At 62.7% G+C, this 22,038-nt stretch carries 31 protein-coding genes and 2 pseudogenes; 15 read left to right on the top strand and 18 right to left on the bottom strand.

Annotated features, from left to right (window positions below):
* Nucleotides 1–86 precede the first annotated feature (86 nt).
* Nucleotides 87–2,204 carry a S53 family peptidase gene (locus tag ACFIMZ_RS26915; protein ID WP_431825310.1) on the top strand — a complete coding sequence of 706 codons (2,118 nt, stop codon included), beginning with the start codon at nt 87–89 and terminating at the stop codon, nt 2,202–2,204.
* A 66-nt stretch (nt 2,205–2,270) separates the two neighbouring features.
* Here ACFIMZ_RS26915 and ACFIMZ_RS26910 read toward each other — a convergent pair.
* Nucleotides 2,271–3,281: pseudogene (locus ACFIMZ_RS26910) on the bottom strand (ISNCY family transposase); the annotation flags it as partial.
* 114 nt (nt 3,282–3,395) lie between these two features.
* Here ACFIMZ_RS26910 and ACFIMZ_RS26905 point away from each other — a divergent pair.
* A pseudogene (locus tag ACFIMZ_RS26905) lies at nt 3,396–4,933 on the top strand (IS3 family transposase).
* Between the two features lie 52 nt (nt 4,934–4,985).
* On the opposite strand, the gene ACFIMZ_RS26900 reads toward ACFIMZ_RS26905, so the two are convergent.
* On the bottom strand, nt 4,986–5,387 hold the full coding sequence (locus tag ACFIMZ_RS26900; RefSeq protein ID WP_431825309.1) for a helix-turn-helix domain-containing protein: 402 nt from the start codon (nt 5,385–5,387) through the stop codon (nt 4,986–4,988).
* A 498-nt stretch (nt 5,388–5,885) separates the two neighbouring features.
* On the opposite strand from ACFIMZ_RS26900, the gene ACFIMZ_RS26895 reads away from it, so the two are divergent.
* From ACFIMZ_RS26895 to ACFIMZ_RS26865, 7 genes are all read left to right on the top strand, one after another.
* A complete protein-coding gene (locus ACFIMZ_RS26895) occupies nt 5,886–6,188 on the top strand; it encodes a cellulose synthase (RefSeq protein WP_431825308.1) in 303 nt (100 codons plus the stop codon).
* Between the two features lie 83 nt (nt 6,189–6,271).
* On the top strand, nt 6,272–6,481 hold the full coding sequence (locus tag ACFIMZ_RS26890; RefSeq protein WP_431825307.1) for a major capsid protein: 210 nt from the start codon (nt 6,272–6,274) through the stop codon (nt 6,479–6,481).
* Nucleotides 6,482–6,545: 64 nt separating this feature from the next.
* Nucleotides 6,546–6,818: a hypothetical protein gene (locus ACFIMZ_RS26885; protein ID WP_431825306.1), complete on the top strand. Its 273-nt coding sequence runs from the start codon at nt 6,546–6,548 to the stop codon at nt 6,816–6,818.
* A gap of 73 nt (nt 6,819–6,891) precedes the next feature.
* Nucleotides 6,892–8,529 carry a virulence factor TspB C-terminal domain-related protein gene (locus ACFIMZ_RS26880; protein ID WP_431825305.1) on the top strand — a complete coding sequence of 546 codons (1,638 nt, stop codon included), beginning with the start codon at nt 6,892–6,894 and terminating at the stop codon, nt 8,527–8,529.
* Nucleotides 8,526–8,807 (top strand): DUF2523 domain-containing protein, encoded by a 282-nt coding sequence (locus ACFIMZ_RS26875; protein WP_045600462.1) that lies wholly within the window; start codon nt 8,526–8,528, stop codon nt 8,805–8,807. The genes ACFIMZ_RS26880 and ACFIMZ_RS26875 overlap by 4 nt, the downstream gene beginning before the upstream one ends.
* On the top strand, nt 8,804–9,712 hold the full coding sequence (locus ACFIMZ_RS26870) for a zonular occludens toxin domain-containing protein (RefSeq protein WP_431825304.1): 909 nt from the start codon (nt 8,804–8,806) through the stop codon (nt 9,710–9,712). The genes ACFIMZ_RS26875 and ACFIMZ_RS26870 overlap by 4 nt, the downstream gene beginning before the upstream one ends.
* A complete protein-coding gene (locus ACFIMZ_RS26865) occupies nt 9,709–11,082 on the top strand; it encodes a type II secretion system protein GspD (RefSeq protein WP_431825303.1) in 1,374 nt (457 codons plus the stop codon). The genes ACFIMZ_RS26870 and ACFIMZ_RS26865 overlap by 4 nt, the downstream gene beginning before the upstream one ends.
* A gap of 13 nt (nt 11,083–11,095) precedes the next feature.
* Here ACFIMZ_RS26865 and ACFIMZ_RS26860 read toward each other — a convergent pair whose 3' ends face one another.
* Nucleotides 11,096–11,329 (bottom strand): hypothetical protein, encoded by a 234-nt coding sequence (locus tag ACFIMZ_RS26860; protein WP_431825302.1) that lies wholly within the window; start codon nt 11,327–11,329, stop codon nt 11,096–11,098.
* A 522-nt stretch (nt 11,330–11,851) separates the two neighbouring features.
* Between ACFIMZ_RS26860 and ACFIMZ_RS26855 the strand changes: the two genes are divergently transcribed.
* From ACFIMZ_RS26855 to ACFIMZ_RS26830, 6 genes are all read left to right on the top strand, one after another.
* Nucleotides 11,852–12,634, top strand: a complete 783-nt coding sequence (locus ACFIMZ_RS26855; protein ID WP_431825301.1) for a rolling circle replication-associated protein — start codon at nt 11,852–11,854, stop codon at nt 12,632–12,634.
* Nucleotides 12,635–12,671: 37 nt separating this feature from the next.
* The gene (locus tag ACFIMZ_RS26850) at nt 12,672–12,908 is read left to right on the top strand and encodes a hypothetical protein (protein WP_431825300.1); all 237 of its coding nucleotides are present in this window, start codon (nt 12,672–12,674) and stop codon (nt 12,906–12,908) included.
* The gene (locus ACFIMZ_RS26845; RefSeq protein ID WP_063800946.1) at nt 12,896–13,192 is read left to right on the top strand and encodes a type II toxin-antitoxin system RelE/ParE family toxin; all 297 of its coding nucleotides are present in this window, start codon (nt 12,896–12,898) and stop codon (nt 13,190–13,192) included. The genes ACFIMZ_RS26850 and ACFIMZ_RS26845 overlap by 13 nt, the downstream gene beginning before the upstream one ends.
* 80 nt (nt 13,193–13,272) lie before the next feature.
* Nucleotides 13,273–13,572: a hypothetical protein gene (locus ACFIMZ_RS26840; protein WP_431825299.1), complete on the top strand. Its 300-nt coding sequence runs from the start codon at nt 13,273–13,275 to the stop codon at nt 13,570–13,572.
* 142 nt (nt 13,573–13,714) lie between these two features.
* The gene (locus ACFIMZ_RS26835) at nt 13,715–13,948 is read left to right on the top strand and encodes a hypothetical protein (protein ID WP_431825298.1); all 234 of its coding nucleotides are present in this window, start codon (nt 13,715–13,717) and stop codon (nt 13,946–13,948) included.
* Entirely contained in the window at nt 13,945–14,334 is a 390-nt protein-coding gene (locus ACFIMZ_RS26830; protein ID WP_431825297.1) for a hypothetical protein, read from the top strand. Before ACFIMZ_RS26835 ends, ACFIMZ_RS26830 begins: the two co-directional genes overlap by 4 nt.
* A 212-nt stretch (nt 14,335–14,546) precedes the next feature.
* On the opposite strand, the gene ACFIMZ_RS26825 is transcribed toward ACFIMZ_RS26830, so the two are convergent.
* The 15 genes from ACFIMZ_RS26825 to ACFIMZ_RS26755 all read right to left on the bottom strand — a co-directional run bounded on the left by ACFIMZ_RS26825 (nt 14,547) and on the right by ACFIMZ_RS26755 (nt 22,019).
* The gene (locus tag ACFIMZ_RS26825; RefSeq protein WP_431825296.1) at nt 14,547–14,735 is read right to left on the bottom strand and encodes a hypothetical protein; all 189 of its coding nucleotides are present in this window, start codon (nt 14,733–14,735) and stop codon (nt 14,547–14,549) included.
* Nucleotides 14,735–14,935 (bottom strand): hypothetical protein, encoded by a 201-nt coding sequence (locus ACFIMZ_RS26820; RefSeq protein ID WP_431825295.1) that lies wholly within the window; start codon nt 14,933–14,935, stop codon nt 14,735–14,737. Before ACFIMZ_RS26820 ends, ACFIMZ_RS26825 begins: the two co-directional genes overlap by 1 nt.
* 30 nt (nt 14,936–14,965) lie before the next feature.
* On the bottom strand, nt 14,966–15,247 hold the full coding sequence (locus ACFIMZ_RS26815) for a hypothetical protein (protein ID WP_431825294.1): 282 nt from the start codon (nt 15,245–15,247) through the stop codon (nt 14,966–14,968).
* Nucleotides 15,248–15,271: 24 nt separating this feature from the next.
* Entirely contained in the window at nt 15,272–15,538 is a 267-nt protein-coding gene (locus ACFIMZ_RS26810) for a hypothetical protein (RefSeq protein WP_431825293.1), read from the bottom strand.
* A gap of 3 nt (nt 15,539–15,541) precedes the next feature.
* Entirely contained in the window at nt 15,542–15,916 is a 375-nt protein-coding gene (locus ACFIMZ_RS26805; protein ID WP_431825292.1) for a hypothetical protein, read from the bottom strand.
* A complete protein-coding gene (locus tag ACFIMZ_RS26800; RefSeq protein WP_431825291.1) occupies nt 15,913–16,605 on the bottom strand; it encodes a glycoside hydrolase family 24 protein in 693 nt (230 codons plus the stop codon). Before ACFIMZ_RS26800 ends, ACFIMZ_RS26805 begins: the two co-directional genes overlap by 4 nt.
* Nucleotides 16,602–17,369 carry a hypothetical protein gene (locus tag ACFIMZ_RS26795; RefSeq protein ID WP_431825290.1) on the bottom strand — a complete coding sequence of 256 codons (768 nt, stop codon included), beginning with the start codon at nt 17,367–17,369 and terminating at the stop codon, nt 16,602–16,604. Before ACFIMZ_RS26795 ends, ACFIMZ_RS26800 begins: the two co-directional genes overlap by 4 nt.
* Nucleotides 17,369–17,971 carry a hypothetical protein gene (locus ACFIMZ_RS26790; protein ID WP_431825289.1) on the bottom strand — a complete coding sequence of 201 codons (603 nt, stop codon included), beginning with the start codon at nt 17,969–17,971 and terminating at the stop codon, nt 17,369–17,371. Before ACFIMZ_RS26790 ends, ACFIMZ_RS26795 begins: the two co-directional genes overlap by 1 nt.
* Nucleotides 17,968–18,384: a hypothetical protein gene (locus ACFIMZ_RS26785; RefSeq protein ID WP_431825288.1), complete on the bottom strand. Its 417-nt coding sequence runs from the start codon at nt 18,382–18,384 to the stop codon at nt 17,968–17,970. The genes ACFIMZ_RS26790 and ACFIMZ_RS26785 overlap by 4 nt, the downstream gene beginning before the upstream one ends.
* Nucleotides 18,381–18,704, bottom strand: coding sequence for a hypothetical protein (locus ACFIMZ_RS26780; RefSeq protein ID WP_431825287.1), 324 nt, complete (start codon nt 18,702–18,704; stop codon nt 18,381–18,383). The genes ACFIMZ_RS26785 and ACFIMZ_RS26780 overlap by 4 nt, the downstream gene beginning before the upstream one ends.
* 3 nt (nt 18,705–18,707) lie before the next feature.
* The gene (locus ACFIMZ_RS26775; RefSeq protein WP_431825286.1) at nt 18,708–19,109 is read right to left on the bottom strand and encodes a hypothetical protein; all 402 of its coding nucleotides are present in this window, start codon (nt 19,107–19,109) and stop codon (nt 18,708–18,710) included.
* A 74-nt stretch (nt 19,110–19,183) separates the two neighbouring features.
* Nucleotides 19,184–19,978, bottom strand: a complete 795-nt coding sequence (locus ACFIMZ_RS26770; protein ID WP_431825285.1) for a major capsid protein P2 — start codon at nt 19,976–19,978, stop codon at nt 19,184–19,186.
* Between the two features lie 573 nt (nt 19,979–20,551).
* A complete protein-coding gene (locus tag ACFIMZ_RS26765) occupies nt 20,552–21,196 on the bottom strand; it encodes a helicase HerA domain-containing protein (protein ID WP_431825284.1) in 645 nt (214 codons plus the stop codon).
* Nucleotides 21,196–21,717: a hypothetical protein gene (locus tag ACFIMZ_RS26760; protein WP_431825283.1), complete on the bottom strand. Its 522-nt coding sequence runs from the start codon at nt 21,715–21,717 to the stop codon at nt 21,196–21,198. Before ACFIMZ_RS26760 ends, ACFIMZ_RS26765 begins: the two co-directional genes overlap by 1 nt.
* Nucleotides 21,714–22,019 carry a hypothetical protein gene (locus ACFIMZ_RS26755; RefSeq protein WP_431825282.1) on the bottom strand — a complete coding sequence of 102 codons (306 nt, stop codon included), beginning with the start codon at nt 22,017–22,019 and terminating at the stop codon, nt 21,714–21,716. Before ACFIMZ_RS26755 ends, ACFIMZ_RS26760 begins: the two co-directional genes overlap by 4 nt.
* Nucleotides 22,020–22,038: the final 19 nt, after the last annotated feature.

Raw genomic sequence — 22,038 nt, 5'->3', positions numbered from 1 at the left:
GACGCCCTGGTTTTTTACGCAGCAGTGTGGCTGGCGCATCCAGCGACGAAGGCACACGAGGGGAAGTCGGCGTCCCGGAGAGGATCATGCTCAAGAAACTGAAATCGGAAATCCTGATACCGCTTCTCGGCATTCTGCTCGTCATCGTTCCTGGCTTGCCGCAGGCAAGGACGGTTTTGCCTTCGCGACTCGTCACCCAGGTCATCGACGAACGCCAGACCGTGGAATTGCCCGGCAATATTCGTCAGGAGGCAACCGCCGGCAACGATCGAGGCAGGGTTGACGACAACCTGGTTCTGGAACACATGCAGTTGCTCCTCAATCGTCCCGCGGAAACCGAAGCCGCGCTCGACCGCTTCATCGATCAGCTCTACGATCCGAATTCACCCAATTTCCATCACTGGCTCGCCCCGGAACAGTTTGGGGCCGAGTTCGGTCCCGCCAAAGAGGACGTGTCGGTGGTCGCGGATTGGCTGCGCCGGCATGGCTTTACCGTCAACAACGTGCAAAAGAGCGCGATGGTGATTGATTTCTCGGGAACGGCCGAGCAGGTTCGCAGCACGTTTCAGACCGAGATCCACAAGCTCAATATCAACGGCATTGCCCACATCGCGAACATGAGCAATCCGCGCGTTCCGCAGGCGCTCGCCGGTATCGTGCGCGGCGTCGTGTCCTTGCATGACTTCACCCCTCACGCGAACTTCAAGCCAAGGCGGGCTTATACGATCCCGTCGTTGTTCGCGACGTACAACGCAGTCGTCCCGGCCGATCTGGCGACCATCTACACTCTGCAGCCGCTGTTCGCGGCCGGCATAACCGGCAAGGGGCAGACGATCGGCGTCATCGAAAATACGAACATGTACAGCGTTGCGGACTGGACCGCATTCCGTTCGACCTTCGGCTTGTCCGGCTATGCGACAGGCTCGTTGTCGCAGGTCCACCCCGGCAATTGCGCCGACCCCGGTGTCGTCGCCGGCAACGAGATGGAAGCCGAACTCGATGCCGAATGGGCTAGCGCGGCTGCCCCGGGCGCAGCCATCGTGGTCGCGTCGTGCCAGGACACCAGCACCACGTTCGGTGGGCTGATAGCACTTCAGAACCTGCTCAACAGCGGGAGCGCGCCGGCTATCGTCAGCATCAGCTACAGCGAATGCGAGGCGCAAAATGGCGCGGCAGCCAACGCGGCCTACAATGCCGCGTACCAGCAGGCGGCCAGCCAGGGCGTTTCCGTGTTCGTGGCGGCCGGCGACGAAGGGGCAGCCGGCTGCGATCCGAATGTCACGAGCGCCACGCACGGCATCGGCGTCAACGGCCTTGCGTCGACACCCTACAACGTCGCTGTCGGCGGCACCGACTTCGGCGACACCTACGCAGGGACGAACTCGAACTATTGGAGTTCGTCCAACAGCTCGACGTACGGCTCGGCGCTGTCTTACGTCAACGAAATTCCATGGAACGATTCCTGCGCGAGCACGCTGCTCGCCGCAGCAAACGGCTACACGACGACATACGGACGCGGGGGCTTTTGCAACAGCTTGTACGGCGTGCTGTTTTATCAGACCACGGCGAGCGGCAGCGGAGGACCAAGCGGCTGCGCCACGGGAGTCGCGCACCAGCAGGGCGTCGTCGGCGGCACGTGCAAGGGCTACGCCAAGCCATCGTGGCAGATGTCGCTCGTCGGCAATCCGCCCGACCTGGTGCGCGATCTTCCCGATGTTTCACTATTCGCCGCCGACGGCGCCTGGGGGCACTACTACGTGTTCTGCGACTCCGACACCGCTGATGGCGGCGTAGCCTGCACCGGCGAGCCGAGCGGCTGGGCGGGGGCGGGCGGGACATCATTTGCCTCGCCGATCTGGGCGGGATTTCAGGCGCTCGTCAACGAGAAGATGAACGCCAGTCAAGGGAACCCGAATCCGGTTTTCTACCGGCTCGCCAAGACGGAATTCGGGGCTGGCGGCAGCAGCTGTAATTCGAGCAACGGCAGGAATGTCGGCAGCAGCTGCATTTTCTATAACGTCACGCAGGGTGACATGGACGTGAACTGCACGGGTTCGATCAACTGCTATCGCGCGGGCGGCGTCAGCGGCGTGCTCTCGACAACGAGCAACAGCTACCGGAAAGCCTTTGGCGCCGGTGTCGGCTGGAACTTCGCGACCGGCATCGGCACGGTCAATGTGACGAACCTGGTGAACAGTTGGTGAACTGCGGATCGTTCGATTGGCGGGGAGCCTGGTCAAGCGCACGATACAGATGTTCATGCGGTATGCCCGGTCATACTGCACCGTCAGCGACTTCGTCACACGGCGGGTCTCGCGCCAGATCAGCAGCGTGTCGAGATCCTCGTCGTCCCGCAGCGGCCAGTGCGCGTCGAAACTGCTCTTTGGTGGCTTCGCGAAGCGTGCGTTGTAGGCCGCCATGAAGGAGGGTGCATAGGCGTTCGCCTCGGCCACCGTGCTAATCCCGCGCAGCCGCAGTTCCTTGACCAGTCGGTCCTGCAGCGTCAGGTGCGCACGCTCGACCCGCCCCTTGGCCGGGCTGCTGTTTGCGCAAAACGTGTCGATGTTCAGCTCGTACATCGCGCGGCCGAAATGCGTCACCCGATTGCCAGTCTTGCCCGGGTTGACGTTGCGAAACACGCTGTACTTGTCGCTGTACAACGCCATCGGCTTGCCGTGACGCTCCAGATACGCGCGCGTCGCCTCGAAGTAGCTGAAGGTCGACTCGGTCGCCGTGAAATGCAGCATCATCAACCGGCTCGTCGCATCGTCCACGTATACCAGCAGCGTGCAGGCCGGCGCCCGATCCTCGAACCAGCGATGGTCGCTACCGTCAATCTGGATCAGTTCGCCCAGGCACGCGCGTCGTGCCCGTGGCTGGTAGACCTTCGGCGGCCGCTGCCGGCGCGGCACCCACAGCCCGGCGTCCGTCATCAGCCGTCTGACCGTTTCCTTCGCCAGCCGGATGCCGTGGCACTCATACAGCTTCTCGCAGGCCAGCGTCGGGCCGAAATCGGCATAGCGGTCACGGATGATCGTCAGCGCCCGCCGAGCCAGATCCTCATCCAGCCGCCGATTACCTGGACGCCCACGTTTGCGCGAAGCCAGTCCGGCGGCGCCAGACTCGCGGTAACGATCCACCAGACGCTGGAGCTGACGCACGGTCACGCCTAGGCGTTCGGCCGCGCGTCCGGGCTTGAGTCCCATGTCCACCACGGCCTGGATTACCTTCAGACGGTCGAGTTCTCGCATGTTCAGTGTCACCAGTGCACCTGGATACATGGCCGGCTCCGTGGTCCCGCAAGGAACCGGCAAGCATACCGAGGTCAAAACACGACATTTCTAAATGGCCAGAACGAGGTGCGGACGAAAACTTGGACTACCTGGAGGTAGTTCATGTACTCGTACGAAGACCGCGTTCGAGCGGTTCGGCTCTACATCAAGTACGGTAGGAGCGCAGCGGCAACTATTCGCGAGCTGGGATATCCTTCGCGCAAGAACTTGGCACGATGGTACCGTGCGTTCATTGAGGTTGGCGATTTGCCGGCGGGCTATCGCCGCTCCAGGCCACGATACTCCGCCGAACAGAAGCAGATCGCGGTCGAGCATTATTTGAGTCATGGCTGCAATTTTGCCGGGACCACGAGAGCACTGGGATATCCGTGTCGCGCAGTGCTGGCCGCGTGGGTCCACGAACTGCGCCCCGATATTCGGAAACGTCTTGTCAGCAATGCTCCGAATGTGCAGTCGTCCCCAGAGTTGAAGCAGTCAGCGGTCATTGAGCTGTGCACCAGAAACGGAGGTGCACGCGTGATCGCGGAAAAGATAGGCGTGAGCAGGCCGACGCTATACAACTGGAAAAATAAGTTACTAGGTCGTGAGGCTCCGGCATCCATGAAACGCCATAAGAATCTGGCATCGGCCCCTGAGCGGGCAGAACTGGAGCAGCAGCTGGAATCGCTTCGACGCGACATACGGCAGCTGCAACTCGAACACGACATCCTGAAGAAGGCCAATGAACTGTTAAAAAAAGGCCTGGGCATCGACCCGCGGCTCCTGAGCAATCGGGAGAAGACGACGCTGGTTGATGCCCTCAGACAAATCTATGCATTCGCCAGAACTGCTCGCCGTATTGGGTCTTGCTCGCAGTTCCTACTTTTACCATCGCGCACGACTGCTTGTCGCTGACAAGTATGCTGGCGTGCGTCGTCATCACAGACATCTTCGAACTCAATTACCGTTGCTACGGCTATCGCCGGATACGCGCGGCACTCGGTAAGCGGCAGGTCTTCATATCGGAGAAAGTCGTGCGACGTTTGATGAGGCAAGAAGGCTTGGCCGCTGGCAGTGCCCGCCGGCGTCGCTACGGCTCCTATCAAGGAGAAATAGGCCCCGCGCCAGAGAACCTCGTCAATCGTGATTTCCGGGCGGCAGCGCCGAATAAAAAGTGGCTCACCGACATTACGGAATTCCAGATTCCAGCCGGCAAGGTGTACCTATCGCCTGTGATCGACTGCTTCGATGGGCTCGTTGTCAGTTGGTCGATCGGCACGCGTCCGGATGCCGAGCTTGTGAATACCATGCTCGATGCAGCGATCGAGACAGTAGCCGAGAGCAAACACCGGCCAGTGGTCCACTCCGATCGCGGTGCGCACTATCGCTGGCCCGGGTGGCTCTCACGGATGCGCGATGCCAGGCTGATTCGCTCGATGTCGCGCAAAGGTTGCTCGCCCGACAATGCGGCATGCGAAGGTTTCTTCGGCCGGCTGAAAACGGAGCTGTTCTATCCTCGGGACTGGCAGGCTACAAGCATCGAGCAGTTCATCGAGGTAGTCGACTCTTACATCCGCTGGTATAACGCAAAGCGGATTAAGATCTCGCTTGGCTCACTGAGTCCGCTCGAATACCGGGAGAGCCTCGGACTCGCGGCATAAACCAGTCCAAGATTCTAGCCGCACCCCCGAACACGACATTTCTAAAAAGCTACTACAACCCGAATTGGTGATAATTCACGGAAAGTAAAATATCTGGCCCCATTTTTATTGACGGTGCGGCGTTTGCGGGAGTAGGTGTCACAAAATTTGTGACACCAGTGAACAGGGCGGCAGTGAGTGTCATGCCTGCCAGCTTCGGGAGAAAGCGCTCCCATACCGAATGCGCACCGGCTTTCTCTGCCCGATCCATGTCGGCCGCCATGATGACGGGCAGGGGGTTATCCATATTCAACGCCTCGGCAACGCGTAGGCATGTCTCGTTGTCCATAATCCGCTTGCCGGTCCGGTAATTGCTGACCGTGTTTTGTGCGATTCCAAGGTATTCCGCCAGCTTTCGGTCGTTCTTTAAGCCGTGTAGCTCCATAACGGCATCCAAGTATTTGGCGCTTTTCATCTGAAAGTCCTTGTCAAATATCTCACATGTGATTAATATCCCACGTGAGATTATCTCAGCCGGGATTTTTCAGCAGTCTAGCAGGGTGCTGGGAAAGGTAAACCCCGCGCTGATGGGGCCAGATCAGAACCAAACGGGGGGTAGGTGGTGCCAAAATACCAAGTTCATGCCTACACGCAGTGCGGCCACAACCGCGTTGCCGTCTTCAATGTGAGCGCCCGGGGTGTGGAGGGTGCTCGCGAAAAAGCCCGCGCTGCTCTGCGTCGGGCAGGCCGTAAGCCGGACCTCTGCACGCTGGTCCCGGTGGAAGTCTCCCAGCCTCGCAACCCGTTTCCCGTGTAGTACACCGCGCCGTCATCCCACTCTCGGATAGTGCGGTGTTTTGTGGACGGCTGACTTAGCGTCCACCTTTTTCGAATAGCGCGTTCGTCGCGCATGTATGCGGAGTCCAAGCGACTCCGTTTAACGTGAATAGCAGTCCTAAACCAAGGAACGACGATGGCAAAGCAAAAGTTGACGATTCTGCAAGTGATCGCGCGTAGCGGTATCTCGAAGCGCACCAACCAGCCGTGGGAAATCCACACGGCGCAATGTGTATTGGAGCAAGAGAGTAGCGATGGCAAGCAAATCCTCGTCGGCACGATCAACCTGCCGAGCGCGCTGAAAGACTCCCCGGCTGGCGAGTATCTCGCGGAGTTCGCGCTGCAACAGTCGATGGAAGGCAAATTGGAGCCGCGCATCGTCTCGCTCGTTCCGTTCGGCCGACCGACCGCGAAACCGGCGGCGAACGCCACCGCATAGCCCGTCTTGGGCGATTGGTCGTTCGGAGCTGGCCCGCCCGAACGACCCACTACACCCGGGCCAGAACCTGAGAGAGAAAGAGCATGAAGAAACTGATTGCAGCAGCAGGTACGGCGGTCGCGAGCGCGGGCGCATTTGCGGCGGACGGGGGTATGCCGACGATGGACGTGGGGCCGGTCGTCGAGGCGATCAAGGGCATCGGCCCGAGCATCGGTCTCGTCGGCGCTGCGGTGCTCGCGCTGGCGGCGGTGACGTTCGGTTACCGCACGGTGCGAAGCTTCATCGGTCGCTGATCGAGCGGCACGACAGGCCCCCGGAATGCCTTAGCGCGCCGGGGGCTTTTTCATTGGAGGGGGTATGGCGCAGGGTATCGACGTCGTGGTGTGTGGCGCTGCCTCCGCTGCTGCGGCGTCTGGCGCTCAAGTTCCGTGCACGTTGTCGGATGGCTCGGCCGGCGTGCAGCAGGTCGCTCACCTCACGCTAGTCAACGATGGAGCGACTGGCGATGTACCTGTCACGGGTGGCGTCGAGGCAGGTATGACAGTGGGTAGCGCAGTGCTTTTGGTGTTGGCGATCGCGGCCGGCCTGCGCGCACTGCGCCGCTTTCTTGAATCGGCGTCGGAGAGTTGACCATGCTTTGGTACTGCATTGAGTTTGTTGTCGTCGTCGGGACCATCTACACGGCCGGAGTGCTTTTGCTGTCATGAGACTTACGCACCTTCTCATCGTGGCTTTGCTGTTCGCTTCGATAGCGGCGGCGAATGCGGCTGGTCCGGCACCGGCACCTAAGGCGCTTGTCCGCTTTGACACGCGCGGAAATGTCGTGATGGAGCCCGGGACAACAGCAAAGCCAGCGGGGCCGCTCGATCGCATCGTCGAAGCTACTGAAGCGACTACGCCGCTTGATCGCGTTGTGGTTGAAACGGAATCGCGTTCTTCGGTGCAGTTGTCGGGCGTGATTGCCGCGACTGAAGCGAAGCGGGGTTATGACGTCCTGGGCGCAGTAGCTGAGGCGACGGTTAAGCATATGAACACGATCACCGGCGTAGGCGGGACGATGGCGGGTGGCGTGACGACAGCCGCTTGCGCGTTGGGCACCGGATGGCTGGGTGTTGCCGTATGCTCGGCGATCGGTGCTGTTGTTGGCTCGTCCGTACAAATTGCGCTCGGTGGCTTGATTCGCTGGCTCTTTCCGAGCAAACCGTCGCTCACGATTGAGGAGGTGGCTCAGGCGACAGACAACGAACCTTGCCCGACGACTGGCACTGTTACGTTTTACTACGCTTGTACGGGTAACGTGCGTGGGGCCCCTTGCTGGCCGGATCCCGATCGAAACGGGGCTCGTGATGGTTATTACAATGATCATATGTGGTTTAGTGCGGATTCGTTTCCTCGAACCTTCATTGACCATGGCACTGAAGTTACCGCTTACCTAAGCGACATGTATCGGTCATGCCCGCGTGAGGCAAACTACCGTGAACAAGGGCGCCCGCAACCTGTAGCGGACGCATTGAAGTCGCTCCCGGATGCGGAGCGGTCAAAGCCAATCAATCCGAAGATTGTTGCGGCGCTCGCTAACGAGCTATGGAAGCAGGCAAGCTCTCAGCCCGGCTATCAGGGCGTGCCATACGATCCGGCCTATCCGATTAGCGCGGACGACGTGAGCGACTGGAACCGGCAGAATCCCGGGTGGGTTCCGAACGTGGGCGAGTTCTCGTCCGTGAGCCCCGGCGCGGGCGGTGGATCGATGCGCCTTCCGGTGCCGAACGGTAATCCCGGTGCTGGCACGAGCCCCGGCACCGGTACGAATCCCGGCACCGGCACGAATCCCGGCACCGGCACGAATCCCGGCACCGGCACGAATCCCGGCACCGGCACGAATCCGGGTACTGGCACGAATCCGGGTACCGGCACGAATCCCGGCACCGGCACGAATCCCGGTACTGGCACGAATCCGGGTACTGGCACGAATCCGGGTACTGGCACGAATCCGGGTACTGGCACGAATCCGGGTACTGGCACGAATCCGGGAGACGGCGGCAAGCCGCAACCGTCGCCTGATTTGTGCGTCTTGCATCCTGACGCGTCTGGTTGCGCACCGCTCGGTAGTGCGAATGATGTGGGCGTGAAGCGCGATTCGCAAAGTGTGTCGTTGTCGCCAATCTCAATCGGCCTGAACAGCGGTGTTTGCCCGCAGCCGTATGAAGTCGTCGTGTTCGACGCACATCTTTCGTTTAGCTATCAACCGATCTGCGATTTTGCAGTGCGACTTCGGCCTCTGGTGCTCATGTTGTCAGCGCTCGGCGCGGGTTTGATCTTCGTTATGGGGCTAATGGCATGAGCTGGGCGACCTTGCTTGTATCGCTGGTCGGTCCGATCGTTACGCGCGTATTGGTGGCGCTCGGCATCGGCTTCTTGACCGTGACCGGTATCGATTTGGCGCTAAATCAGGTCATTCAGTGGATGACCGCGAGCGTTGGCGGATTGGCCGCTGATATCGCGAACGTGCTGGCGCTCGGCGGCGTCGGCGACGGTATCGCGTATGTACTCGGCGGCTTGTCGGCTCGCGTGTCTTTCTACCTGCTCACGTCTACAACGAAAATGGTGTTCAGCAAATGATCACGCTGATTACAGGGGTGCCGGGTAGCGGCAAGACGTTGTATGCGGTGTGGCTCCTGACTAAGCTGGCAAAGGGGCGTCGCGTGCTGGTGGATGGTATTCGCGATCTTGCCGTGGAGCACGTCGAGATTGACGAACCGTGGTTGCGGCAGTGGCATGTGAACGCGCAGGCCCACGACCTGATCGTCATCGATGAGGCGCAACGCATTTATCCGCCGACGACAGCGAGTCAGAAACCGACACCGGATGTCGAGCAACTGCACGTCCATCGGCATAAGGGCGTGGATTTCATCATCATCACGCAGCATCCGCAGCGCATCAGCAAGACGGTTCGTGATCTCGTTGGCCGACACGTCCATGTGCGCAACCTGTTCGGCCTTAAGCGCGCGATGCTGTACGAGTGGGACCATTGCCACAACCCTAGTAGCCTGAAAGACGCCGTAAAGCGTCAGTGGGCGTATCCGCGTGAGGTGTTCAAGCTCTACACCAGCGCAGAGGTGCATACGAAGAAGCAGGCGGTCGTTCCGAAAGCGCTGTTCGTTATCCCGGTCGCTCTGGTCGTGTTCGTCGTGCTGGCTGTGAAGATCTATCACAAGACGCATGAGGGCTTCGGCGTCGCGCCGGGGGCAACGCTGGCGGGGCCGGTTGCAGCGTCACAACCGACGACAGCGCCGCGTCCGGCTGATATGAGCAAGTCGATTGAGTGGCGGGTAGCGGGGCGCTACGCGGTCTTCGGGACGCCTTATGTCGTGGTGGTGGCGGCGGATAGTCGGTTGCGAGCGATTCCGGCATCTGAATTTCGCGGCGAGGGCGTGCGTCTGGTTGGCGAAGTGGACGGAAAGACGGCGAGCGGATGGACCGGCGTACAAGGCGGAAAAACAGAACAAAACGGGGGTATGCGATGACGCGACGTGTTGCGCTGCTTGGCGCACTAATGCTGTCGAATAGTTGGGTGCATGCGGCCGGCCCGGTTCCACCGTTGCCGACCCTGCCGGCTGACGCGAGTTTGACCGCCGCAGCATCTGCGCCACCCCTGCCGGCGCCACAGCCGCTCAAGCACGTTCGCGGGACGGCGTTCGATCTGCGATTCGTCACGGTGGCGCAGGTGGTCGACCTGATCTATCAGGATGCGATGCGCACGCCGTATGTGCTCGGTCCTGATGTGCTGACCGACACTCGCCTTGTGTCATTCCGCCTGGACGATCAGAGCCGCGACGTGCGCGAAGTGATGGTGGATTTCCTCGATTCGCTCGGCTTTCAGGTGGTCCTCAAAAACGGCGTCGATTACGTGATGAAGAAGCCGGGCGCTGTGCTCGCGAAAGCGGATCGCGATGTGTACGTGTACAAGCCGCGATTCCGAAAGGCGAGCGAGTTACGCGAGCTGGTTGAGCCGTTGATTGGTGCGCGTTCTATGTTGCCGCCGGTATCGATCGGCCCGGTTGCCGGTGATGCTGTTGGTGCGGTACAGGTGCCGGGCGCACCGGCTGCGACGCCGAACAGTGCGCCGGTCTTTCAACCGGTCGCGGGTGGCGTTCAGGCGCGTGGCGGTGAGTTGGTCATAGTCGGCTCGCGTGATGAGGTCGCCTTGCTGCGCAAGGTGGTTCCCGAACTGGACACGGCACCCGGCGAGGTGGTGGTGCGCGGTTGGGCGTATGAGGTGACGAACACCGATTCGACTAATTCGGCGTGGAGCATCGCGGCGAAAGTGCTGGGCGGCCAGCTTCGTATCTCGAGCGGCGACACGTCGTCGGATGCGAGCGCGGTTCGCTTCACGGGGCCGGGTATCGATGCGGCGATATCGGCGCTCAATGCTGACTCTCGGTTCAAGGTCATCAGTTCGCCGCACGTCCGGATCGCGTCGGGTGAGAAGGTGCGCCTGAACGTCGGGCAGCAGGTGCCGACGCAATCGAGCGTGAGCTACCAAGGTTCGAGCGGCACGCCGGTGCAGTCGATCACGTATCAGGACGCCGGCTTGATCTTCGACGTTGAGCCGACGGTGATGCGCGACGCGATCGAGCTGCGCGTCCATGAGGAAATCTCCGATTTCGTCGCGACGAAAACCGGTGTCGATTCGTCGCCGACGAAGAATACGCGCCAGCTACAGACGGTCACGCGATTGAAGGATGGCGAGGTCGTGGTGCTGGGCGGGCTGATTCAGGACCGCAACACGATGGCGCGCAGCGGTTACGCGTGGCTGCCGAGTTTTCTCGATGGTCGATCAAGCTCGAAGCAGCGCACGGAGGTTCTGTTGGTTCTGCAGGTGCAGCGGATCTGATCGGGGCCGATGCCTAGATGTGGCCGAGGATCGCGGAGACGACGAAATACGAGGCAGCCCCGGCCGTCAGTGCTATTACCGCGATTTTGGCCGACGTAAGCGCGGGTGTGATGGCGGTGGCCTTGGGGCGGGGCGGGATTGGCGGAGCGGTTGGAATTGGCGTGCTGTGTGCCGCATGGCCTTGTTGCGCACGCTTCTCCTTCTCCTTGTATTCCTCGCGATACCAGTCTCGGTCGTAGATGCCCATCTGTGGTCCCTCGGTTGTTTTGTAGGCGAGATTGTAAGCCGGTGTGGCGCGCTGGGCGGCGTCTAGCGTCAGGAGTGTCCGGCCGGGATCGAAGCGGCGTAGGGCGGCGGCGGTGATGCGGAGTCGTAGCGGTTGTCGCGCGGCTCAGCGCGGCCTGCCGGACCGAGTAGCGGGTGCTCGCGATCGCGGGTAGCGCAGGCACGGCGGGGAAACGCCCTCCCTCTTGAAAGCCCGCAGCGGTCGATGGCGTTCCGGCGCGATAGGCAAGGGCGTGGGCGGTTGTAGGTAGAGGGGTGGGGGTATGGCTGCGGGCGGCTCGCCCAGCGCAGCAGAGCGCGCCGGGCGGGCCGCGCGCAGCGCGGCCCCTAAACTTGTATCAGGGACACTTAACGGATGCGTGACACGGGCAGGGACGCAAACGCAGGCAGGACAAGGACAGAAGGGCGGTTCTGAAAAAGAAAAGCCCTGATCGCTGGAACGGTCAGGGCTTGGTGAAACAGCGCATTACAAAGGTGAGTTGCAATGCACGACGCAAGTATAGGCGATTACTCGCCGTTCCGTAGAGAGTGGGTGATCCGTGGCCGGAATTTCGGTGACGGTCAGGTTGAGGTGACGGCTACGCGGTTTGATCGCTACATGGGTGCGCTGTCGTTGAATGCAAAGCCCAAGGCAAAGCGCGGTGAGTCGGAGAACAGCGAATCGAACCTGATGGACTCGGCGAAGCGCGCGAAACAACAGGTGCGGCTACGCTGCAAGGCGATCGGGGCTGACCGCATGATCACGCTCACTTACCGGGAAAACATGACGGACAAAGCCCGGCTGAAACGGGATTTCGACAAGCTGCGGCGGCGTCTCGGCGGCCTGTATGACTTCCAGTATGTCGCAGTCGCGGAGAGGCAAAAGCGCGGTGCGTGGCATCTGCACGTCGCGGTGCGTGGACGCCAGAATTACCGCGTGCTGCGCTCGATCTGGCAAAGCATCGTCGGCGTCGGGAATGGCCAGATCAACGTGCGGAACCCGTTCAAGGAAAAGGGCCTGCGCCACAAGCTCGCGGGCTACCTGGCGAAGTACATCACGAAGGATTTCGCGGAGCACGCGATGAACGAAAAGCGGTACTGGACAAGCCGCGGCGTCGTCGTCCCGGAAGTCATGCCGATCGATCACATCACGTCGAACGACCCGGCTGAGGCGTTGAAACTCGCGTTCAAGGCGGCGTTGCAGGCCGGCGCGACGCTTGATCGCTGTCAGGCATACTGGCGGCAAGAGCTGGGGGTGTTTTGGCTGTCCACGCGGGAAACCGCCTAGACGTTACAATAGCCAAGTACTGAAATAGGGGATGCATATGCTCACAGTAGCTCTGCCCGTCGAGCTGGAAAGCGCCATTGTGACGGCGGCGCACCGGTCGGGCCAATCGGTCGATGAGTACGTCGCGACGGTGTGTGCGGACGCTTTGTCGCTCGAAATGGATCGCGCACGGCTTGATTCATACCTGTCCGGCACGCCGGGCGTACAGCACGATCGCGCTCGTGATTGGCTGGCTGATCTTGCTGCGGGGAAGCGCACCGAATGCCCACGCTGATCTGGCACCCGGACGCGCTGGAGGACGTTGCACGGCTGTATGATTTTCTCGCCACGAACAGTCCGGCGGTTGCACGCCGCGCGGCTGAGATCATCGCGGATGCCACCGATTTGATTGCCGAAAATCCCGGTATTGGTGCGCCTCGGGCGGAGTTCCGGGAATGGGCGGCAAAGTTCGGTCGAAGCTCCTACGTCATCAGGTACGCCGAGCTGGACGGCGACGAGGTGCTCGTGACCCGCGTATGGCACAGCCGCGAGCATCGCCCCTTTGCTGGCGAAGCGTAAGTTACATAAAAATTACAGCGTTCACTTAATTCATGAGGGTGTTTGCCGATAAGTCGGATGAATACCCTCGTGAGTACAAGATGAAACAGCTTGAATTGTTGGCCCGGCCGGCGCTGTCGGAACAGGAACTGGTCGATGTCGCACGCGACATTCGAACGCTCTATTGGACGATCAGGAATACCCGGCGTGGCCTTCAGGATGCCCGACGCAGGCGCGTATATCGCGGGATCGAGGTCCATAAAAAACGCCTGCTCGTGGCAGGCGTTCCGAAGGATGAAATTCTGGGCTTGCTACGTTGTTGCCGGGCTGGCTGGTGTCGCGAGGAAGGCTGTCTTGATTGCCCGAAGCGTCGCCAGAAAACGGGGCCAGATCACCGCTGAAAAAATGCGATAATTCACGTTATGTCAAGTTGAGATCGCGTCGCGCGGCCAACTGTGATCGTTTCCACGACGCAGCATGACCCTACTTTTTCCCGAATTCCTGCCGTCATACCGGCTGTAGCCAGCCCATCGCCAGCCACCTATGCTCGACCTGTTCGGGGAAGTCATCGTCACCCAAGACGAGATCGTTTCTTGGGTCGCCGCGCTCGCGCCCGCGTACATGGCGACGGAACATAGCTTCGCGCGCTACGTCAGGCTTTGGGACGTGGCCGGCAAGGTGCGCGCTGCTAAACTTGCCGGCACCTTCGAATCGACCGTCGCGCACGCCGTCAACCGTCGCGCGCATCTTCTCCGACGCTTTGGCCTTTACCTATGAAAACTATCGCCGCGCTCGCCCTGGCCGCCGCCTGCCTGTCGGCTCACGCCGAAGACCTTTCACCCTCCATCCTGAGCTGCAGCGGCTATACCGATGCCGGCGACTTTGTATCGTCGTTCTCAGCCAAGAAGCCCGGACGCGTTGTCGATGGCGTTGGCTATTACACGCCGCGTCGACGCGTTACTTTCAGCGGCCAACCCGTGCTCGCGGTGTTCGCCTATGGCGCCGGCATTGATCAACACGGCCCCGGCTATGGGTACGGCGTTGTGCTCGAAGGCACGCCATCCTACGGCGCGATGCTCGTCAAAAACAGCCCCGCGCACGTGTGGCCGTCGAATTACAGCATGTCCGACCACGAATTCATCGAGGTCGGCTGCATCAAATGAAAAACCCGGCGCCGGCCGGGTTTTTTTCAGCTTGCGGGCGTGGCCGTTTGCTTGGCCTTGTACCACATGAAGCCGTACAGCAGCGCCGCGCCGATCGCGGCCGACTTCCACTCGATTTTCGGCATGATCCTTTCCGTTATCGCTTGATGAATCGGCCCGTGCGCTTGCTCCGCGCCGGGGTCTTGTGGTGGCGCTTGTGCGCCGTCTTACGCTTACGAGTTGCCATGGGTCAGCCCCTGCTCAATGTGTCGGTTGAAACGATCCTCGATTGATTTGACGCGCTCCGCTGCGTCGCGCTGCGCCTGATGAATGGCCTTCAGGTCCGCCAGCCTGGTCGCGCCATAGACAGCCCCCGCCCCCAGGAGCGCAGCGCCTATTTGCCAGAGCGGCCCGAAGTCCATTACTGGCCCTGCGCCGGCGCGCTACCTTCCGACAGGAACACGCCGAGCAGTCCGAACAGCGATGCTGCAGCCGCGCCGACCGTCGCGACGACGTGCGGATCGACGCCGAACGCGACGGCGATCTGCGATGCAACGCCCGTCAGTCCGGCGAGCGCCGCGTGGGTCGAGGGTTCCTGCAAACGTGCGAGAAATGCGTTCATGGTGTGATTCTCCGAGGTTGGTTTGCACTACTACAGTCCGGCCGGGACCACATCCCACGCCGAGGTTGGAAAAGGCATGACGACGCCTGACTGGACCTGCGGCGCAAGCGCTTGCTGCTGCCGCAGCCGATCGTCCGCGAATGCCGCCATGTCCGTCGCGATCGACGTGCCGGTATTCGCCGCGACGCCGGCCGCGTTGTCCCAGATCACGGCGGCGACGTTCGACGCGATGCCGGACGCCCCGCCGGCATTCACGTACTTCCGATCGAGGTAGACACCGACGCCGACCAGCGCCAGCACGCCGGTGAGCATCAGAGCGGTTTTCGGACTCATCGCTTACATGTGCCCGAAAGCGCCGCTGAACGACGGCGTACCCATCACGCCAGCGCCGCCCGGCGCGTCGATCTGGCCGAACATATAGGCGGGCTGGCCGCTGTACGGATCCCAGAGACTGTTCGTGAAGTTGGTGCCTTGCATGCCGGCGAAGGCACCCTGCTCGCTCGCCACGGCCGCGTCGATCGCACTCGTTCCGGCGTGCGACCGGTTGTAGCCGTCCCACGCCCAGAGCACGGCGAACAGCGCAATCAAATGATCGGTTTTCATGCGTCAGAACCCGTAAATATTGGGGGCGAGCACGTTGTACATGCCCGAGAACGGCGATTCCTGTACCTGCCCCGTCTGGGCGTTGTACGTGACCTGCCCCGGGTCCACATACATGTTGCCCGCCTCGTACGTGCCGTTCGCGAACATGCGCACGTCACCCGGCAGCAGCTGCCCGCCGGCCGTCGCACTGGTCGTCGCCGCCGGGCTTCCGCCGAGGTTGTTCACGACGTTCGACCAGAACGACGACGCGCCGCTGCCAATGCCGCCCTGGCCGCCGCTCGCCGGCGCGCCGGCCGCCGCCGTCGATTTGCGCACCACCGCGAGCAGTACCAGCGCCGCGCCGGCGACCATCAGGAGTCCCGTCTTGTCGAGTTTCATGCGCCACTCCCCGCGTCCGTTTGCACCCCGCCGAACGAGGCGAAATTCGTTTCGTCCTGCGCGAGCGTCAGCTGGCGCTGCCCCGACGACGACCCCGCGAGGCTCGCCCACGTTCCGGCGCACTTCGAGATTGCCGCATCGACCGCGCCATTCACCACGTCCGCCAGCGCGCCGTCGCGCTGGATCAGCCAGCACGCCCCGATATCCTGCGAGGCCGGCGAGAAGTCGGGCAGGCTCAATGCGGCCTGGATGTCCGTCCACGTCGGATAGTTGATCTGATACGCGCCGGCCGCCGTGCTGATGTCCATCTTCTGCGTTCGCGGATTGAAGAACGGATTGCGCACGTTCGGATGCGCCGAGAAACTCGAGAACTGGCCGCCGCCAAACAGCGTGGTATAGCCGTTCGGCCCGGCCGTTCCCTCGCCTACGCGGATCATGCGCAAGAAGGCTTGCACGTTCGAATTGCCGACCGCCGATGCCGGATCGGAAAACGCATTCTGCACACTCGAATTCACGCTGTTCACCATGTCCATTAGAAAGCCGCCGCCACTGCCGCCGGCGTCCGTTACGCCGCCGTCGCCGGCCGCGCCCGGGTCATACGTGACCCCCTGATTGTTCGACCACAACACGTAGGCCGCCGCCGCGAGCGTGCCCGCCGCGATGAGGTAGAGCGGCCCCGGCGCGTTCATACGTTCGGTTCCTCAAGCCACTCGAAGTTGATCCCGTACCCTTCGTTCGCGACATACGACCATGCAACCAGCGCCCAGCCTGGCGTGACGATGATCGGCTCGGTGAACTGATACGGAACTCCGGTGGACGCGGGCGAACCGATCGCGAGCAGCACCTTTGCCGGCCCCACGACCGCATTGGTGTCGCTCTGCAGATGCGCTACCGATTGCGCCCCGCCCGCCAGCTTCGAATACTGCGTGCCGTTGTCGGTCCCCAGCTGCGCATTCACAAGCAGCAGGCCGGTGGACATTGCAGGGTTGTTCGCCGTTGCGAGAATCTGCTTCACGACAAGGCGCGTCCCGCTTCCGACCGGGTTGTAAATCCCCACCCGCCCATACACGCCCGTCGCTGCAGCAATGCCCGCCTGCCCGGCGAACGCCATGTTCGCGAGCGTGCGCGCCTTGCCGCCGTCGACGACTTGCACCGTTCCCTGCAGCTGGTTATCGTCGATCCGGCCATTGCCGACCACCACCTTTCCCGTGATGACCGCCTGCCCGAGGTTGTTCGCCAGCGTCCACGAATCCGGCACCGGCGCGTCGTCCGCGACGCGGTACGCCTGCCCCGGCAGCAGCGTGATCTTGGATCCGCCCGCCATCCCCGGCGTGACGACGACGGACGTGTCGTTTCCGCCCGCGTTGCCAACGGTGTACTTGATGTAGCGGCCCGCCGCATGCACGACGAAGCCGGCGCCGTTCGTCGGCAGCGTGATATCGAAAACCTGCATCAGGCTTTCCCCTTCGAAAATGCCATCACGCCGACAATGGCGACGACCGCCATCCCTGCCGCGATCAGGTAGCGATTGTCGTTCGCCGCGGCGACCTGGGTTTGCGCGAGCTGCGACGCGATGCCCGTGACGGCCTGCGTCGCCTGATTCACCCCGCCCTCTAGCGAATTCGCGAGCGCCGTGTTCGTCTGCAGCATCGCAAGCCCGAGGTCGGCAAAATGGCTCGACGCGGCAATCGTGCTGCGCGCCACGTCCGCCATGTTCTCCGTTGCGCCGGCCGCGACCTGCCCGTTCGCGCCGATCGCGCCGAGCGCGAGCGCGCCGTTCGCGTTCACGGCGTTCGTTGCGACCGCGCCGGCGATGCCGACCCCGCCGAGCGCCGCATTGATGCCGGCCTGCACCGCGCCCTGATCGGTCGCAGTGATCGACGTGAACATCGTGTTGTTGTCGCCGCTGATCGCCGCCCCGCCCTGGACGGCGTTGCGCCGGTCGGCGTAGTTGTTCGTCGTCGAGCTCGACGAACTGTTGTCGCTCGATCGGTTCAGCGGCTTGTCCGGCAGGCCGCACGCGATCATCCGCACCTGTTCGGGTCGCTTGATCATTTCAGTTCCTTTCGCAGCACCACCGAGGCGCGCGCGTATCCGCTGTTTTCCAATTTCTTGACCAGCCCCGGCCGCCGCGTTTCGACGCGCGTGGCGGCGCAGCCCACCATCGCGCATTGCCGCTCGATCAGCGGGAGCACGTGCTCGACCAGATCGAATCCGGCGCGGCCGTGCGCGAGGACGATTTCCGCCTCCCTGCGCAGGCCGCGCACACGCAGCCTCAACACGTAGAACGCGACCGGCTCGCCGTCATCCAGCACGCGGAAGAACGTGCCGCCGGCGATGCAATCCGCCGCGTCCACCATGCCCGCGCTGGTGTCGGTCTTCGCGCGTAGCCGCGGCGTCGCGTCGAACGCCTCCGCCACCTCCGCGCGGTGCGCGTCCGTTATCGTCTCGGCGCGCAGCGTGATCATTTGCGCAGCACCACGATCGCGAGGCCGATGACCGCCAGCAGCACCAGCGGGTCGCCGAACGCGCCCGTCGCCGCGCTCGCGCCGTTCGCGAGCCCTTGCGCGAGCGTCGAGACCGGGTTCGCGGTCGCGCTGGCGCTGCCGCTGCCGAAGTTGACGGACCATCCCGAGTTGTCGACCGTGAACGGGTTGAACGGCGCGTTCGACGATGCCTGCGGCGCGTTCGGCCCGCCCAGCAGCGACGACATGGCCTGTCCGGCCGCCATCGCCGCCGCGCTGTACGGGTTCGTGTAGGCGAGGTTCGATGCAGCTTGCGGAAACATGCGTCAGCCCTTGTGGATCGCGAGCGCGATGACCGCAAAAATCCCCAGAATCAGCAGCGTCCGGTTGCTCTGGATGCCGTTGACCTGGGCCGCTGCAGCCGTCGAGGCGGCCTGCCCCTGCGCGACAAGCCCTGCCTGCGTGGCCTCATAGCGTCGGTAGTCGAGGTTTTGACCATTGGTGTAGATGCCCGTGAACGCGTTGAGGCCCTGCGACAGCAGCCCGAACACCTGCGGCGAGTAGCTGGCGCCATAGCCCGCCTGATCCGCGCCCGTGATCGCCTGACCGGTCCCCGGCACGATCACCGTGCCATCGGATTGCGGCCCTACCGCCGTGCTGATATCGCCGGTCGTGAAACCGTACGTGTTGTTGCCGACGCCGAACGCCGACGCGTCGAAACCGTCCATTGAATTCCCCTGTAAGTGTCGAAAAAAGCGCGCGGGACTTCGCAATCAAGCGGCCCGCGCGCCCGCCCCCGGCCTTACATGTTGCTCAGGACGTCCAGCACCTCGACCACAGCCGTCACCGTGTCGGCGGCGCTGAAGGTCGGGTTGAATTCCAGCGCGGTCGCGTCGGCGGTCTTGACCGCGTTCGAGTAATTGTTATCCGAACACGGGTCGTAGCTGTACAGGTTCGTCTGTGCGGTCTTCTGGTATTCGCCCTGCCAGAACGTGTTCACCGCCGTCAGGACGTTGTCCCAGATGACGATGCCGTTCTTCTTCACCTCGAGGTTGGTCAGGTTTCCGCCGTGCGCGAAGTGCACGCGCTTGATCAGCGCGCCGCGGTTCGTGATGTCGATCAGCTTCATCGGGAACTTGCCCGACGCCGCGAAGGACGCCGTGAACGGGATGTGCTTCGCGAGCACGCCGAGCGGCAACGGCGGCCCGAGTTCCGAATAGCTGTCGAGCGTCGGCGCGGTCGCGCCGGAAATGTCCACCTCGACCGTCAGCGACGACACGCCCTTGGCCGTGTTGATGTTGCCGATGTACTGCTCCGTCATCGTCTTGGCACGCGGTTCCGTGAAGTCGATGGTGAGGAAGCCAGCCGACGCGGTCAGGCCGCGATACTGGTTGATCAGGTCGAGGCGCGAGCCGACCGCGTTGACGATGATCTTGCCGTTCAGCTTCACGCGAATGCCGGTGATCATCGCCTTCGTGAACGTGGTGCCGCCCAGGGCGAGGATGATCTTGTTGTACGACATGCCGACAGGCAGGTTCACGGTCGCCGTGCCGGTTGCCACGACGTTCGTGAAGGGGACGTTTTTGACGAGAAGCATGCGCGGCCCCTTACGAAACGATCGTGGTGAGCAGCGGCACGTTCAGCGACGTGGCGACCGGGCGGACGACGATCTTCGTCACCGCGTTCATGGCGAGGAACAGCGCGTACGCCTTGAGCAAATCCTTCATGGTTCGACTCTCCGAAGTGAGCCGCCCCATGCGGCCCGTCTGTGAGCCTCCATGCTGCGTTCGAGGATCCGGAATCGACGAATCCGCGCCCTATAGGTCGCGACCTATAGGGCGCAGTTCGCCGGCCCGAAAATCTCGAAAAAAGTTTTCGATTTAGGTACTGGAAAACGGGCATAAAAAAACCGCGCCGAGGCGCGGTCTATAGGTCGCGGTCTATTAGTCGCGTAACGGTTCCCATGTTCGTATTGGCTGTAGAACCGTCGTCGCCGCGCGGCTGTCATGCCTGTACAGATCCGCCAGAAAGCGCGCATGGCCCCCTGTTATGACGGACAAACGCCCGCCATTCGTCGCCGGCCCCGCCGTACAGCCCATGTAAAAATTGAACTGCCCGAAGTGCTCCTCGTATGCCGCAAGGTCGCTGAGTCTCACCCATAGTTCCATCGCTATCCCCTTGTCGTCTCGCCGGTCGCCATGTCGCGCCGAATCCATGCTAGGTCCGGCAGCGCCGCGACCTCATCGGCTGGTACGCGCAGCGCGCGCGCCACCTTCGCGATATCGTCGTCGTATGTGAGCCTCCCGGTTCGCACGAAGTTGCAGTTGCCGAGGAAGTCCTTGTCGATCGACGCCGGCCGCTGCGACAGCCCATACATGACGATGCCGCGCTTGCGGCCGCGCCCTGTCATCATGCCCCACCCAACCGGCGATCGGCTTGGCGTCGTGACACTCTTCAGCTCGTCCACGATGAACGTCAGCCGCTCGGCGGCGAACGCGATGCGGCAGATCGCGTCGAACTGCTTCACGGCCGTGGCCGGGTCCGGCGACGGCACGAACACCGCGCGGCACGGCGACGCCGGGTGCGACGCCTTGAACCCTTCCAGCACGTCGCTCACGCGATGAACCACCGTTCCGAACGCGCCCCACTCCGCATCCGGATCGAACACGATCAGCCTCTTCGGCTTCGCGCGCTCCATCAGCCCCTTGACGTAGCTCGATTTGCCGCTGCCGCTCGCGCCGAGCACCGCTTCGATGTGCGCCTTTGCGCCGACTCCGTAGTCCGGTGCCGCCGCCTTCGTCCGCTTCGTCGCCATCAGAGGTCCGGGAACACGGGTGTCTGGCCGGTCGCCTGTCGCAGCGCATCGGCGGCGTTCGTCGGCGGCGGCTCGCCGCCGCGTACCGTGTTCGGATCGTCGAGGCCGCGCGCGGCGCGCGCCAGCGCCAGCCGGTCGGCCTGAATCTTGAGCGCGACCACCTTCGCGGACTGATACAGCGCCGGCCCGCACACTGCGAGCGCCATCAGCTCACACGGCATGCTGCCTTCGATATCCCAGCCGTACTTTTCGAGCACGGGCGCGATGCTGGCCGCCATCAGCGCGCGCTGCTGCTCCGACCATCCCGCGCCCGGCGCGTAGCCGTCCAGCATCGACGAGATCAGATCGACCATCCCGGCCGCGCCGCGCGCATAGTCTGGCCCGGGTGCCGGCTGTCCAGGCGGAACCGCCGCGCCTGGATTCAGCGCTGCCGCCGCTTCCGCGTCGACGCCGGCCGCCATGCCGTCGAGCGCGGCGAAGCCGCCGCCCACCGCGTCCTGCGTCTTTTCGCCGTCGATCATTTACGCCCCGCCATCAGGTCGAACACGGACCGGGCAGCGTGGCGCGCGGGCGTTTCCTGCGTCACCGGCACGGCCTGCGGCTCGCTCGGCGCGGTGTCTTTCACCGGGCCGGCCTCGAACAGCGTGACGCGCTCCATCAGTCGCTTGTGCGCCTCCGTCCCGGCCTTCGCGTACATCGGCAGGTCGCACCACTGGCACGAAAAGTCCAGCGTGCCGGTTTCGCTCCGCTTGACCGGGATGTCTCGTTCGCAGCAATGGCACTTCGCCGTGCCGATCACCTGCTTTTTCGGTTTCACTCGCATGGTTCCCCCGTGTTGATTC

Source organism: Burkholderia sp. F1 (genome assembly GCF_050813845.1).
Classification (GTDB): domain Bacteria; phylum Pseudomonadota; class Gammaproteobacteria; order Burkholderiales; family Burkholderiaceae; genus Burkholderia; species Burkholderia ubonensis.
Note: the sequence above shows the minus strand (reverse complement) of the source record. Positions and strands in the feature narration are given on the sequence as shown.